This is a genomic window from Candidatus Sphingomonas colombiensis, assembly GCA_029202845.1.
Classification (GTDB): Bacteria; Pseudomonadota; Alphaproteobacteria; order Sphingomonadales; family Sphingomonadaceae; genus Sphingomonas; species Sphingomonas colombiensis.
The window spans coordinates 1,017,105-1,031,459 of sequence record CP119315.1; the positions used below are offsets into that span (position 1 = coordinate 1,017,105).

At 65.4% G+C, this 14,355-nt stretch carries 14 protein-coding genes; 8 read left to right on the forward strand and 6 right to left on the reverse strand.

The window, feature by feature from the left end; all coding sequences use genetic code 11:
* Window positions 1-46 precede the first annotated feature (46 nt).
* The 3 genes from P0Y64_04665 to cysD are packed head-to-tail and all read right to left on the reverse strand — an operon-like array spanning window position 47 to window position 3,189.
* Entirely contained in the window at window positions 47-307 is a 261-nt protein-coding gene (locus P0Y64_04665; GenBank protein ID WEK44125.1) for a hypothetical protein, read from the reverse strand.
* Between the two features lie 48 nt (window positions 308-355).
* The gene (gene cysN / locus P0Y64_04670) at window positions 356-2,275 is read right to left on the reverse strand and encodes a sulfate adenylyltransferase subunit CysN (GenBank protein WEK44126.1); all 1,920 of its coding nucleotides are present in this window, start codon (window positions 2,273-2,275) and stop codon (window positions 356-358) included.
* Window positions 2,275-3,189 carry a sulfate adenylyltransferase subunit CysD gene (gene cysD, locus P0Y64_04675; GenBank protein ID WEK44127.1) on the reverse strand — a complete coding sequence of 305 codons (915 nt, stop codon included), beginning with the start codon at window positions 3,187-3,189 and terminating at the stop codon, window positions 2,275-2,277. The genes cysN and cysD overlap by 1 nt, the downstream gene beginning before the upstream one ends.
* Before the next feature lie 54 nt (window positions 3,190-3,243).
* On the opposite strand from cysD, the gene P0Y64_04680 reads away from it, so the two are divergent.
* The 8 genes from P0Y64_04680 to P0Y64_04715 all read left to right on the forward strand — a co-directional run bounded on the left by P0Y64_04680 (window position 3,244) and on the right by P0Y64_04715 (window position 10,994).
* A complete protein-coding gene (locus tag P0Y64_04680; protein ID WEK44128.1) occupies window positions 3,244-3,921 on the forward strand; it encodes a hypothetical protein in 678 nt (225 codons plus the stop codon).
* A gap of 4 nt (window positions 3,922-3,925) precedes the next feature.
* Entirely contained in the window at window positions 3,926-4,213 is a 288-nt protein-coding gene (locus tag P0Y64_04685) for a hypothetical protein (protein WEK44129.1), read from the forward strand.
* 304 nt (window positions 4,214-4,517) lie between these two features.
* Window positions 4,518-4,979 (forward strand): EF-hand domain-containing protein, encoded by a 462-nt coding sequence (locus tag P0Y64_04690; GenBank protein WEK44130.1) that lies wholly within the window; start codon window positions 4,518-4,520, stop codon window positions 4,977-4,979.
* Between the two features lie 25 nt (window positions 4,980-5,004).
* Window positions 5,005-6,141: a tRNA guanosine(34) transglycosylase Tgt gene (gene tgt, locus P0Y64_04695; protein WEK44131.1), complete on the forward strand. Its 1,137-nt coding sequence runs from the start codon at window positions 5,005-5,007 to the stop codon at window positions 6,139-6,141.
* Window positions 6,142-6,143: 2 nt separating this feature from the next.
* Window positions 6,144-6,338 carry a hypothetical protein gene (locus P0Y64_04700; protein WEK44132.1) on the forward strand — a complete coding sequence of 65 codons (195 nt, stop codon included), beginning with the start codon at window positions 6,144-6,146 and terminating at the stop codon, window positions 6,336-6,338.
* A complete protein-coding gene (locus tag P0Y64_04705; protein WEK44133.1) occupies window positions 6,335-7,144 on the forward strand; it encodes a GNAT family N-acetyltransferase in 810 nt (269 codons plus the stop codon). The genes P0Y64_04700 and P0Y64_04705 overlap by 4 nt, the downstream gene beginning before the upstream one ends.
* A complete protein-coding gene (locus P0Y64_04710) occupies window positions 7,135-9,948 on the forward strand; it encodes a pitrilysin family protein (protein WEK44134.1) in 2,814 nt (937 codons plus the stop codon). The genes P0Y64_04705 and P0Y64_04710 overlap by 10 nt, the downstream gene beginning before the upstream one ends.
* 41 nt (window positions 9,949-9,989) lie before the next feature.
* Window positions 9,990-10,994 carry a cell wall hydrolase gene (locus P0Y64_04715; protein ID WEK44135.1) on the forward strand — a complete coding sequence of 335 codons (1,005 nt, stop codon included), beginning with the start codon at window positions 9,990-9,992 and terminating at the stop codon, window positions 10,992-10,994.
* A 1-nt stretch (window position 10,995) separates the two neighbouring features.
* Here P0Y64_04715 and P0Y64_04720 read toward each other — a convergent pair whose 3' ends face one another.
* The 3 genes from P0Y64_04720 to P0Y64_04730 form a co-directional block, all read right to left on the reverse strand.
* Window positions 10,996-11,331, reverse strand: a complete 336-nt coding sequence (locus P0Y64_04720) for a hypothetical protein (GenBank protein ID WEK44136.1) — start codon at window positions 11,329-11,331, stop codon at window positions 10,996-10,998.
* A gap of 120 nt (window positions 11,332-11,451) precedes the next feature.
* Complete coding sequence (locus P0Y64_04725) at window positions 11,452-11,856, reverse strand: hypothetical protein (protein ID WEK44964.1); 405 nt, start codon at window positions 11,854-11,856, stop codon at window positions 11,452-11,454.
* Window positions 11,857-12,036: 180 nt separating this feature from the next.
* Window positions 12,037-14,295, reverse strand: a complete 2,259-nt coding sequence (locus P0Y64_04730) for an NADP-dependent malic enzyme (protein ID WEK44137.1) — start codon at window positions 14,293-14,295, stop codon at window positions 12,037-12,039.
* Between the last annotated feature and the right edge of the window lie 60 nt (window positions 14,296-14,355).

The window sequence follows — 14,355 nt, forward strand, 5'->3', positions numbered from 1 at the left end:
GGATCAATTAGGCCATAGCGGCCGTTGTAGGAAACCTATTTGGTTATTAGAGCGCGTAAATCGCGCCGCCGATCGCTACCCACAGCAATAGCGAACTACCGAGCATTACCCCGACACGCACGCTGAGCGGCAGTTTTTCCGGGCTCGGATGAACCGGCGCCGGCGCATCGAATGCGTCGAGCAACCGATCCTGCAACATGCGCACAGGCGATTCGCCCGCAGCCCTGCCCGCGATCCAGCGCGGTTCGGGCAGCGGTAGCGAATGCATCACGATATCGTCGCGATAACGGGGAGCCGGCTGTGCCATGGTTCTTATTCTGCCCCGCGCGCCGTTAACGATTGGTAAAATCGCCGGTTACGGGATCAGCCGCCGCACGATCAGTTCGGCCGCCTCCTCCGCCGTCATGCTGGTGGTATCGATGTGGATTTCGGGATCGTCCGGTGCCTCATAGGGCGAGTCGATGCCCGTGAAGTTCTTGAGCGCCCCGCTACGCGCCTTGGCATAAAGGCCCTTCACGTCACGCGCCTCGGCATCGGCGAGCGGCGTGTCGATATGCACCTCGATGAACTCGCCCGGCTGCATCATCCGCCGCACCATCTCGCGCTCGGCGCGGAATGGCGAGATGAACGCGGTGATGACGATCACGCCGGCATCGGTCATCAGCCGCGCGACCTCACCCACACGGCGGATATTCTCGACGCGATCAGCGTCGGTGAAGCCAAGATCCTTGTTGAGCCCGTGCCGCACGTTATCGCCATCGAGCAGGAAGGTATGGCGGTTCATCCGCGCCAGCTTCTTCTCGACGATATTGGCGATGGTCGATTTTCCAGCACCGGACAGGCCGGTAAACCACAAAACCATCGGCTTCTGGTTCTTGAGCGCGGCGCGCGCCTCGCGGCTCACGTCGAGCGCCTGCCAATGGACGTTCTGCGCGCGACGCAGGCTGAAGTGCAGCATCCCAGCCGCGACCGTCGCGTTGGTCAGCTTATCGATCAGCACGAAGCCGCCGAGTTGGCGGTTATCGGCATAAGGCTCGAACACGATCGGCCGGTCGGTGGAGAGATTGGCGACCCCGATCGCGTTCAGATCCAGCGTCTTGGCGGCGAGATGCTCCAGCGTGTTGACGTTTATCTGATATTTCGGCGCCTGCACCGTCGCGCTCACCGTCTGCGTCGCGAGCTTCAGCCAATATGAGCGGCCGGGGAGCATTTCCTCCTCCGCCATCCACACGATCGTCGCCTCGAACTGATCGGCGGCCTGTGGCGGCGCATCGGCGGTGGCGATCACGTCGCCACGTGAGCAATCCACCTCATCCGCAAGCGTAAGTGTAACCGATTGCCCCGCGACCGCCTCGTCGAGATCGCCATCCATCGTCACGATCCGCGCGACCTGTGATGTCTTGCCCGATGGCAATACGCGGACCGCGTCGCCCGGCTTGACGCGCCCGCTCGCGATCAGCCCGGCGAAGCCGCGGAAATCGAGATCCGGCCGGTTGACCCACTGCACCGGCAGGCGGAATGGCCGCGCCTGATCGCCTTCCGCATCCAGCGGCACATTTTCCAGATGTTCGATCAGCGTCGGCCCGCGATACCAGGGCGTATTAAGCGAGAGCGCAGTGATATTGTCGCCCTTGAACCCCGAAATCGGGATCGCGACGAAATCGGTGATGCCGATCGATCGAGCAAACGCGTCATAATCCGCGACGATGCTGTCGAACGTCGCCTGATCGTAACCGATCAGATCCATCTTGTTCACCGCCAGCACGACGTTGCGGATACCGATCAGGTGCGCGAGGTAGGAATGCCGCCGCGTCTGCGTAAGCACGCCCTTGCGCGCGTCGATCAGGATCACCGCCAGATCGGCGGTCGACGCACCGGTCACCATGTTGCGGGTATATTGTTCGTGACCCGGCGTATCGGCGACGATGAACTTGCGCTTTTCGGTCGCGAAGAAGCGATAGGCGACATCGATCGTGATGCCCTGTTCGCGCTCTGCGGCGAGGCCATCGACCAACAGGGCGAAATCGATCTCCTGCCCCTGCGTGCCAACCTTCTTCGAATCCGATTCGAGCGCGGCGAGCTGATCTTCGAAGATCATCTTCGAATCGTACAACAGCCGCCCGATCAGCGTGGACTTGCCATCATCCACGGAGCCGCAGGTGATGAAGCGCAGCAGCGATTTGTGCTGATGGCGATCGAGATAGGCATGGATATCCTCGGCGATCAGCGCATCCACCTGATAGGCGCTGTCGGAAGCGGGAACGGCCGTGGTCATCAGAAATACCCCTCCTGCTTCTTCTTCTCCATGCTCGCCGATCCCGCATCGCGATCGATCGCCCGCCCCTGCCGCTCGCTGGTGGTGGTGAGCAGCATTTCCTGGATCACCTCTTCGAGCGTCGCCGCCTCGCTCTCCACCGCGCCAGTCAGCGGGTAGCAGCCGAGCGTACGGAAACGGATCGAGCGCTCCACCGGCACCTCGCCTTCCGCCAGCGGAAAGCGGTCGTCATCGACCATCAACAGCAGCCCGTCGCGCTCCACCGTCGGGCGTGGTGCGGCGAAGTAAAGCGGGACGATCGGAATGTCGTTCAGCTGGATATATTGCCAGATATCCAGCTCGGTCCAATTGGAGATCGGGAAGACGCGGATGCTTTCGCCCTTCGCCTTTTTCGTATTGTAGAGGTTCCACAATTCAGGCCGCTGGTTCTTCGGATCCCAGCGGTGGCTAGCCGAGCGGAAGCTGATCACCCGCTCCTTCGCGCGGCTCTTTTCCTCGTCGCGCCGGGCGCCGCCGAACGCCGCGTCGAAGCCATAAAGGTCGAGCGCCTGCTTCAGCCCCTCAGTCTTCCACATATCGGTGTGGAGCGGGCCGTGATCGAACGGGTTGATCCCGCGCTCCTCGGCCTCCGGATTGCGATAGACGAGCAATTCCATGCCGCTCTCGCGCGCCATCCGATCGCGCAGTTCATACATCGCGCGGAACTTCCAGGTCGTATCGACATGGAGCAGCGGAAACGGCGGCGGCGCGGGATAGAAGGCCTTGCGCGCCAGATGCAGCATCACCGCCGAATCCTTGCCGACGGAATAGAGCATCACCGGCTTTTCACACTCCGCCACCACCTCGCGGATGATGTGGATCGATTCAGCCTCGAGCCGTTCGAGGTGAGTGAGAGTCGTCGCGTCGATCGTCATGGCTCGCGAATTGGGCGGCTGGCATTCGCGCGCCACCTCCCATATGGGAGGTAGATGGCATTCAGCCGGGTTGACGAGACGGATCTGCTGCTACCGCTCCACGCCGGGGCGCGGGAGGAGCCGCGCTGGGCGACCTTCCTTGCCCGCCTGCGCCAGCGCACCCGCGCCGACAATGCGCATCTGCTCACCGCCCCGTTGCCCCTCACTTTGCCCATGCCGCTGCCGGCGATCCCGCCCGACCGGCTGCGCCCCAATCGCGTTTACGCCGCCGCCGAACTTGATGAGTCCGCGCCCGGCAGCGACCTGCGCATCATGCGCGTCACGGAAGCGGGGGGCGCTAGCGCGATCCTTGCAATCACGAGCGTCGAACGCGCCTTCGCTGCGGCCGACAGCGCCCTGCTCTCCGCGCTTGCCCCGCATCTTGCCGTCGCGATCGCCGGGCTGGCGGAGAGCGAGCGACTACGTGCGCGCCTCGCGACCACGGAAGACGCGCTCACGCGTAACAGCACCGGGTGGATCACCTTCGACCGTGATGCGCGCGTGGTGGATCTGGATGCCGTCGCCGCGAGAACGCTACAAGCGCGCACCGGCATCGCCCCTGTCATCGGACAGCGACTTCGCACCGGTGACGCCGAGGCCGAGCGCCTTCTCCCGCTCGCCGCCAGCACCTTCGCCAGCGGATTCCGATACGTCGCCACGCGCAATCACGCTCTCGTCGACCGCCGCGCTTGACGCATTGCTGATCCCAGCCGCGCTCGGGATGACCGCGCTGATCCGCGTCTCGCCTCGCCCCGGCCCGGCGCGCCTCGCCGCGCTGGAGGCGCTTCACGGACTGACCCACAGCGAAGCCCGCCTCGCCGCCGCACTGGCCGATGGCGCCAGCATCGCGGAAGCCGGCGCGAGCATCGGGCTCACCATCGAAACCGCGCGCAACTATTCAAAACGGATTTACGCCAAGACCGGGGTGCGTGGTCAGAGCGAACTGGTCCGCCTGCTCTGCACCGGGGTTACCGCGCTGGCATGACCCCCGAAACGGACTCGGCAAGAAAAGCCATGCGAACGGGAACTTGCGCCGGCCTCGCCAGTTTCACTCGTTCAGCAGACCTCCCTTTCGAGCGGCGGCCGAACCCCTCCCTTGGCCGCCGCTCTTTTTTTCCCCCACACCATCATTTCCGCGTCACTCGCGTGCGGCGGTTGCCAGCCTGCCGCGCGCGCCATAGGGCAACGGACATGGAGCACAGGCGCGGCATCTCTCGGCTCAGCCACGGTTCAGGCGCATGCGTGTCGATGCAGGGCATGCCCGCATGGATCTTGCAGGAAATCGTCGCATGATATTGGCGCTATTGCTTCAGGCCGCCGCTCCGGTCGCCGCCACGCCGCCGGGGCCGGGCCAGCCGCCCGCCACGATGATGGTGGAACCGGCGGCGATGATGATTGCCGCCTGCGATCTGGATGGCGACGGCCGCACCACTGCGGCGGAGCTTCACACCTGTGTCGAGCGCAGTTTCGCCGCGATCGATACCGAGCATAAGGGCTCACTCGGCTATATCGCCTTCGCGGATTGGGCCGAGCGCTGGCTGGGTGATCGCAACGCGCTGCCCAGCCCGTTCGAAACCGATGCCGATGGTGACAATCGCATCACATTGATCGAATTGCAGACCAAGATGGCGCAGATTTTCCGCCGGCTCGATCGCGATCACGATGGCGTCGTCACCCGCGCCGAATGCCTGACGATCCGCGCAACCGTGCCCAGCGACCGCACGCCGCGCGACAAACACAAACCGAAATAGTCCACCGGGGCATTATCACCGCACAATGACCGACCGTTTCACCTTTTCGATCGCCGCCACGGATGGCGCGGCGCGCACCGGCACGATCGCGATGCAGCGCGGCGTGATCCGCACGCCCGCGTTCATGCCGGTCGGCACCGCCGCCACCGTCAAGGCGATGAAGCCCGCCGATGTCGCGGCATCGGGCGCGGATATCATCCTCGGCAACACCTATCACCTGATGCTCCGCCCCGGTGCGGAGCGGGTCGCGCGGCTCGGCGGCTTGCACGATTTCATGGGCTGGGACCGCCCGATCCTCACCGATTCCGGCGGCTATCAGGTGATGAGCCTCGCCGATCTCACCAAGCGCAGCGAGGAAGGCGTTTCATTCAAAAGCCACCTCGATGGCTCGCGCCACATGCTCTCGCCGGAACGCTCGATCGAGATTCAGCGACTGCTCGGCTCGAACATCATCATGGCGTTCGACGAACTGGTGCCCACCACATCGACCCGCGAGGTGCAAGCAGGGGCGATGGAACGATCGATGCGCTGGGCAAAGCGCAGCCGCGCGGCATTCGACGCCGGCGAAGAACATGCCGCGTCCAACGCGATCTTCGGCATCCAGCAGGGCGCGCTGGATCAGGGGCTGCGCAAGGCATCGGCCGACGCGCTGATCGATATCGGCTTTGATGGCTATGCGATCGGTGGCCTCGCGGTCGGCGAAGGGCAGGAGGCGATGTTCGGCTGCCTCGATTTCGCACCGGGCCAGTTGCCGGTCGATAAGCCGCGTTATCTGATGGGGGTCGGCAAGCCCGATGATATCGTCGGCGCGGTCGAGCGTGGGGTCGATATGTTCGATTGCGTGCTCCCCACCCGCTCCGGCCGCACCGGGCAGGCCTTCACCCGCACCGGCCCGATCAACATCCGCAACGCGCGCTTTTCAGAGGATATGGGGCCGCTCGATCCGGCGTGCGGCTGCCCGGTATGCGGCACATGGAGCCGCGCCTATCTTCATCATCTCGTCAGGGCGGGCGAAATTCTCGGCGCGATGCTGATGACCGAGCATAACATCTGGTTCTACGAAGCGTTGATGGCGGATCTGCGCGCAGCGATCGAAAGCGGTACGCTCCGCGCTTTCGCCGATGCGTTCCGCGCGCGATATTATGGGAATGAAGGAGAGTAAGCGTGTCCGACAATGAAGAACCCAATGAAATCCTCGCCGCCGCGCGCGACGCAAAGGCGCATGAAAAGGGCGCAGACGAGGCGAAGCGCGAACGGCGCACCCGCAACTGGAATCTCGGCAAGATCAGCCTGGGCGTAGGCATCGGTTCCGCCGCAGTCGCCGCCGCCGTCCTGTTCGCCAATCGCGACAGGAAATGAACGAAGCCGCCGCCCGTGTCGCCACCGCGCGACGCTGGTTCAGGCGGCTCGGGGCCACGACGATCACCGCCGCCCCCGGCGTGACGGTGATCGCCTCGCCCGATTATCCCGACACATGGGATGGCAATTTCGCGACAGCCGACGCGGGCGCGATACCGGCGGCGCTGTTTGACGCGCTCGACCGGCATCTCGCGCATTCGCCGTGGCACGTCGTCACCACCGACGCGCTGACCGATCCGGCGATCGAGGCCGCGCTGGCGCTCGCCGGCCATGTCGCCCAGCCGCCGGTGATCGAATTCATCACGCGCGATCCGCTCGCCTCGTCACATCCTTTTCCGCCGATCGCGCCCAGACGGGTGAGTGGCGCCACGGAATGGAACACCTTCGCCGCACTGGTCGATGCCGATCACCGCGAGGGCAAACGCACCGGCACGATCGACCCCGCCGTCGCCGCCGGGCTGTTGGAGGGTATGCGCCGCCGTAGCCCGCCCGCCGATTACTGGCTGATCGCCGAGCGCGCGGGGGATGCGCCGATCGGCTATGGCCTGACCATCGCCTGCCCCAACCGCCTTGGCCTGATCGAGCATCTGTTCGTCCTGCCCGAACATCGCGGGCGAGGTGTGATGTCCGCGTTCATCCTGTGGGCGGAGGCATTGCTTCGCGCGGCCGGCTGCGACGCCTTGTTCATCGACGCCCATGCCGGCGCGCCGCCCGCGCGGCTCTATGCCTCACTCGGCTTCACGCCCGTTTCGCTGACCCGTAACTGGGTGGCTCCCCGCCCCGCTGAAAGAACGCCATGCGCCTGATCCTTCCGCTGCTGCTCGCCACCGTCGCCGTTCCCGCGCTCGCCGAGCCGGCCCCGCCGCTCCCGGCGGTGAAGCCGATCCCGTTCACCCAGCGCACGCTCGCCAATGGCCTACGCGTCTTTGCGATCCGCGACACTGCGACGCCCAATGTCGCGATCCAGGTCTGGTATGACGTCGGCGGCCGAGACGATCCACGCGGGCGTTCCGGCTTCGCGCATCTGTTCGAACATCTGATGTTCAAAGCGACGCGCAACCTGAGGCCCGAACAATTCGATCGGCTGACCGAGGATGTCGGCGGCTATAACAACGCCTCCACCGGGGACGATTACACCAATTATTTCGAGATCGTCCCCGCGAACCACCTCCAGCGGCTATTGTTCGCGGAGGCCGATCGCATGGCGTCACTCGTCGTCGATCCGGCCGATTTCGCATCCGAACGCGATGTGGTGAAGGAGGAGTTTCGCCAGCGCGTCCTTGCCCAGCCTTATGGCAAGCTCGATTCGCTCTATCTGCCCGCGCTTGCCTATCAGCATCATCCCTATGCGCGCGGCGTGATCGGCAGCATCGCCAATCTCGATTCGGCGACTATCGACGATGTGCGCGCCTTCCACGCGACCTATTACCGGCCCGACAACGCGATACTCGTCGTGGCGGGCAATTTCGACGACGCCGAACTCGATCGCTGGGTCGATCAATATTTCGCACCCATCAAACGCCCCGACCTCCCGATCCCACGCGTGACGGTGGATGAACCGATACGCACCAGACCCGTGACGGTGACGGTGCATGAGCCGAACACCCCCCTCCCCGCGATCGCGCTGAGCTATCCGCTGCCGCCCGATCGCTCGGCCGACATGCCGGCGCTGATGGTGTTGCAAACGATCCTGTCGCGCGGCGAAAGCTCGCGGCTGCACGAAAGCCTCGTTTATCGCGACGGGCTGGCGCAATCGGTCGACGCGACGCTCGATACGCGTGCCGGCCCCGGCAAGTTCGACATCATTGCCATCGCCGCCGGCGGCAAGACACCGGACGCGGTGGATCGCGCGCTGCGTGCTCAGATCGCCAAGGTGCGCGACACGCCGGTCTCAGCCGCCGAACTCGCCATCGCCAAAACCGAGATCCTCACCGATGCGCTGAAAGCGATGGAAACCGCCGAGGGGCGCGCTCGCGTGATTGCCGCCTCGGTGCTGGTCGATGGTGATCCGCAAGCAACCGAGCGTCAGTTGGAGGCCGTCCGCACGGTAACCGCCGCCGACGTGCAGCGAGTAGCGCGCATCTGGCTCGCCGACGATCGCGTCGCGACGATCCGCTATCTCCCCGCCCCCGAGGGCGCGAAACCCGATTCGGGGATTCCCGTCGCCGCAAGCGTGGAGACGCGCGCGCTGTCCGCGCGAACGAACATCGCCGTCGTCACCCCCGCGAGCGACGCAGAACGCGCGGCGCTGCCGCCGCTCGGCCCGGTCGTCGCCGGCCATGTGCCGGTTCCCGGCGAAATGCGCCTCGCCAACGGCCTGCGGGTCGTAACGGTAGAGCGGCATGACATCCCGCTCGTCACCGCGCGACTGATCGGCGCGTCGGGCGCGGCGCGCGATGCCTCGGGCAAGGCTGGCACCGCCAGCCTCGCCGCGACCTTGCTGACCAAGGGCACCGCCACGCGCTCCGCGACGCAGATCGCACGCGAGGCGGAGGCGCTCGGCGCGTCGATCGACACCAGCGCGGGTCGCGGGGGCAGCGCGATCGGCATCACCGTCGCCACGCCGGCACTGTCGCCAGCGCTCGGCATCCTCGCCGATGCTGCGCGCCACGCGACCCTCGCCCCCGACGAACTGGAGCGCGCGCGGGCGCAGGCGATCGACGCGGCGCAGGTCTCGCTCACCGATCCGATGGAGCTGGCCGGGCTGGTCGCCGATCGCGCCCTGTTCGGCGCATCGGGCTATGGCGGCGTGATCGACGGCACGCCCGCCTCGCTGAAGGCGATCACGCGCGCCGATGTACGCGCCGCTTATGACGCCGCCTGGTCGCCCGATCGCGCGACGCTGATCCTGACCGGCGATATTTTGCCCGCGACCGCAAAGGCGCTGGCGGAACGCTGGTTCGGAGACTGGCGCGCAAGTGGCCCCGCTCCCGCAGCGCTCCCGAAACCGACGCCCGCCGCCACGCCGCGCACGATCCTCGTCAACCTGCCCGATGCGGGGCAGGCCGGGGTCACCGTCACGCGCGGCGCGATCGCGCGCGGTGACCCGCGTTATTATCCGGCGCTGCTCGCCAATACGGTGCTGGGCGGCGGCTACACCTCCCGGCTCAATCAGGAAATCCGCATCAAGCGCGGGCTATCCTATGGCGCGCGCAGCGATCTTTCCGCCAGCCGCGTGACCGGCTCGATCGCCGCCGGCGCCTCGACCAAGAACGCCTCCGCGCCCGAGGTGGTGTCGCTGATAACCGGCGAGATGCGGCGGCTGGGTAGCGCACCGATCGCCGAAAGCGAACTCGCCACGCGCCGCTCGGTGCTGATCGGCAGCTTCGGGCGCACGATCGAGCAAACGGCGGGGCTTGCCGGGATCGTCGGCAATGCGGTGATCAACGGTCTGCCGGTCGATGAGATGACGCATTATGCCGATGCGGTGCGCAACACCCCGGCGGCGGCCGTGCAAGAGGCAGCCGCCACATTGTTCGATCCGGCGAACGCCACTGTGGTGGTGGTCGGAGACGCGGGCACGTTCGGCGATGCGCTGCGCAAGGAACGGCCGGGAACCGAAACGATCCCGGCGACCGCGCTCAATCTCGATAGCGCGACGCTGCGTTGATCGGAGCGAAATCGTAAACGATCCGCGCTAGAGCGGGCAACATGTCCGCAGCGACGCATCCCAGTGAACGACGCGCCCAGCGCCTCGCGCAACGCCCGGCACGCATGCGCGCCCTGCGGCGGCGCGCGCTGCTCGTCCTGCCGCTCGTCGGCGGCGCGGCACTGGCGGGCGCGGCGGCGTTTCACTTCACGCGCTCGCCCGCCGTACCCGCCCCCACAAGCCGCGCAGCCGCGATCGCTGCCATCGCGCCATCGGGTGAATTCGCCTCCCCCGCGCAGGGCACCACAGGCACGATCGCGCTGCCCCCGGTGCCGCGTGGCGCGATCGTTTCGGGGAACGGCGGGGTGACGCCCGCCGCGCCTTTCTCCACCCGATTTGCGACGACGATCGACCGGGCCCGCGCGCTCGAATGCCTGACTGCGGCGGTTTATTACGAGGCGGCGTCGGAAAGCGACGCGGGGCAACGCGCGGTGGCGCAGGTGGTGCTCAATCGCGTCCGCCATCCCGCTTTCCCGTCCACCATATGCGGCGTGGTCTATCAGGGCGCGACGCGCGCCAGCGGTTGCCAGTTCAGCTTCGCGTGCGACGGATCGGCCGCGCGCATACCGTCACGCAACGCCTGGGCCCGCGCCGCGCGCAATGCTGCGACGATCCTCGCGGGTCAGGTGTTCGCGCCGGTCGGGCTGGCGACGCATTATCATACCTATGCCGTCACCCCGGCGTGGAACCGCACGCTGGTGATGACCGACGCGATCGGCGCGCATTTCTTCCATCGCTGGAAGGGTTATTGGGGGACGGCAGCGGCGTTTAGTGGTGTCTATCATGGTGGCGAGCCGCAAGCGGCGATCCCCGCGTCGCTTCCAGCGCAGGCCCCGGTTTCGATCACCGAATTGCCCGTCTCAAAACCGAACCCCGCCGGGCCTCCCCCCGTGATTCAGCCCGCTTATACGGAAAGCGGCGCCGCATTGCGCGACGCCGCCTCCGATAACCTACCCCAATCCCCCGTGCTCGATCGCTGGAAGGATTCGGGAAAACCCTTGCGTTAGCTCACCGGTGATGCGGGAAGCCGGGCCCACGATTTGCGTCATGCTTCTCGAAGCGGACGCGCGCGCTCAGCCTGTCGAACCGCTGATCTAGATCGCGGCGCTCGCCCATCGACAGGCCGCCACGGCGATAGCGGGCCTCCAGATTTTGCAGATCACGCAGCTGGCTCCGCAGCCGCACCGCCTCAGCGCGGTTCAGGCTGCCCGAGCGCACGCCCTGATCGATCCGCATATTAAGATTGGAGACGCGCTGGCCGATCGGCACCCACGGCGCCGCGACACTGGGCACGGCGGCAAAGGCAATGCCGATACCAGCGGCGATCAAGCTCAATTTTTTCATCATCATGCTCCCTACTCGGCCGATACGCTGGCCATGGGACAATCTGGTGCGCGAATGTCGTGCGGATATGCCGGAACGGCGACGAATTTGTCGCAATCTGTCGCCGTTCCGGAAATCACATCAGCGGCAGCGCACGTCCTTCTTGTCGACGGATTTGCCGAGCGCCGCACCGCCAACGCCGCCAATCAGTGCACCGAGCAGGCCCGAGCCACCCGGCGCGATCGCGGCACCAAGCGCGCCGCCCGCGATACCGCCGACGATCAGGCCGGTCGTGCCGTCGTTACGGCGGCAATAATAGCGCCCGTCCTGACCGACATAGACACGATCATTGTTGCTCAGGCGACGTTCGCGATAGCGCGCATCGTCGCGATAATAACGATCGGCATAATAGCCGTTATAGGAGGGATCCGGGCGGTTGTAATCATAACGACCATAGCCGTTGCCGGCATAGCCGGGGCCCTCGTCGCCAACGCAGCCCGTTACCAGCACCGCCGCACTCAGCGCGGCCAAAGCAACCATCCGCATCATATGTTCTCCATCGTTCCCAGTGAAAGCGAAATGGTTTCGCTCGCGAAAGGTTGCGCCGAAGCGGAACGATGGGCGTGAATTATGCCGGAAAACCATTGGAAATCCGGAGAAATCTTATTTTATTCCAATAGATTCACGGGAACGGCACCTTGCCGTTCCCGTGAATTTCAGTGTGACTTAACGCGCGATGCCGCCGGCGGCTAGCACTGCAAGTGTAACCAATTCGCTCGCCGTGGAGGTCATCGGCGCGATCTGCACCGGCTTTTCCATGCCGAGCAGCATCGGGCCGATCATCGAGTCCCCACCCAGCTCCCGCAGCAGCTTCGCGGAGATATTGGCCGATTGCAGGCCCGGCATCACCAGCACATTGGCCGGCCCGGAAAGCCGCGCGAACGGGTAATTGGCGAGCTGCTTGGGATTGAGCGCGACGTCCGGCGACATTTCGCCTTCATATTCGAAGCTCACCTGCCGCTCATCGAGCACGCCGACGGCGGCGCGGATATTCTCCAGCCACTGCCCTTCGGGATTGCCGAACGTGGAATAGCTGAGGAACGCGACGCGCGGCTCCTGCCCCATGCGCCGCGCGACCTGTGCGGTATGCTCCGCGATATCGGCCAGTTCCTCCGGGCTTGGACGCTCGTTGACCGTGGTGTCGGCGATGAACACCGTATGGGTCTGCCCGACGAGGATATGGATGCCGAACGGCGTGCGCCCCGTTTCCGGATCGATCACGCGCTTCACTTCGCGCATCGTTTTCGCCCACGGGCGCGTGATACCGGTGATCATCGCATCGGCCTTGCCCAATTGCAGCAGCACCGAGCCGAAGATGTTGCGATCCTGGTTGATCATCCGCTCGCAATCACGGCGCAGATAGCCCCGACGCTGCAGCCGCTCGTAGAGGAAATCCACCATCTGCGGCACCAGCGGCGAATGGCGGCTGTTGTGCAGCTCATATTCTTCCGGATTGGTGACGCCCAGCGCGCGCAGCCGTTCGGGCACATCGTCACGGCCGACAAGAACCGGCGTGCCATAGCCGCCTTCCTTGAACTGGATCGCGGCGCGCAGCACCACTTCCTCCTCGCCCTCCGCGAACAGCACGCGCTTCGGATGCGCGCGCGCGCCTTCATAGGCGAGGGTCAGGATCGACGTCGTCGGATTGAGCCGTGCGCGGAGCCGCTCGTGATAGGCCGCCATGTCGAGGATCGGCTTGGTCGCGACGCCGGAATCCATCGCGGCTCGGGCGACGGCGACGGACACCACTTCCATCAGGCGCGGATCGAACGGCGCGGGAATGATATATTCCGGCCCGAACACGTGCCGCACGCCATAAGCCAGGGCGACCTCTTCCGGCACACGCTCACGCGCAAGCTCCGCGATCGCCTTCGCGGCGGCGATCTTCATATCCTCGTTGATCGCCGAGGCGCGCACATCGAGCGCGCCTCGGAAGATGAACGGGAAGCCGAGCACGTTATTGACCTGGTTCGGATAATCCGAACGTCCGGTGGCGACGATCGCATCGGGGCGCGCCGCCTTGGCATCTTCCGGGCGAATTTCCGGCTCGGGATTCGCCATGGCGAAGATGATCGGCGCTTTCGCCATATCCTTCACCATCTCGGGCTTGAGCGCCCCGGCGGCAGACAGGCCGAGGAACACGTCCGCGCCCTCCAGCGCCTCGGTCAGCGAGCGGCGGTCGGTCGGCACGGCATGGGCGGACTGCCACTGATTGACGCCCTCGCGCCCCTGATAGATCACGCCCTTGCGATCGCACATCAGCACGTTTTCATGGCGCACGCCCATCGCCTTGATCAGTTCGGTGCAGGCGATCGCGGCAGCGCCCGCGCCATTCACCACCACCTTTATCTCGCTGATGTTACGGCCCGTGAGCAGGCAGGCGTTGATCAGGCCGGCGGCGGTGATGATCGCAGTGCCGTGCTGATCGTCGTGGAACACCGGAATGTTCATCCGCTCGCGCAGCGTCTGCTCGATGATGAAGCATTCGGGCGCCTTGATATCCTCAAGGTTGATGCCCCCGAACGACGGCTCCAGCAGCGCGACGCAATTGATGAAGGCGTCCACATCCTCCGTCGCGACTTCAAGATCGATCGAGTCGACATCGGCGAAGCGCTTGAACAGCACCGCCTTGCCCTCCATCACCGGCTTCGACGCCAGCGCGCCGAGATTGCCCATGCCCAGGATCGCGGTGCCGTTGGAGATTACCGCGACCAGATTGCCCTTGGCGGTATAATCATAAGCGGTCGCCGGATCGTCCGCGATCGCCTGCACCGGCACGGCCACGCCCGGCGAATATGCCAGCGCCAGATCGCGCTGCGTCGCCATCGGCTTCGATGCGATGATCTCGATCTTTCCCGGCCGCCCTTCGGAATGGAACAACAGGGCTTCGCGCTCGGAAAACTGGACGTTGGTGGGTTCGGACATGTGTGGGCCTTGGGTCGGGGAGGTGAATATGCCCGTTTCTTTAGGCCCCGTCCGTCATGA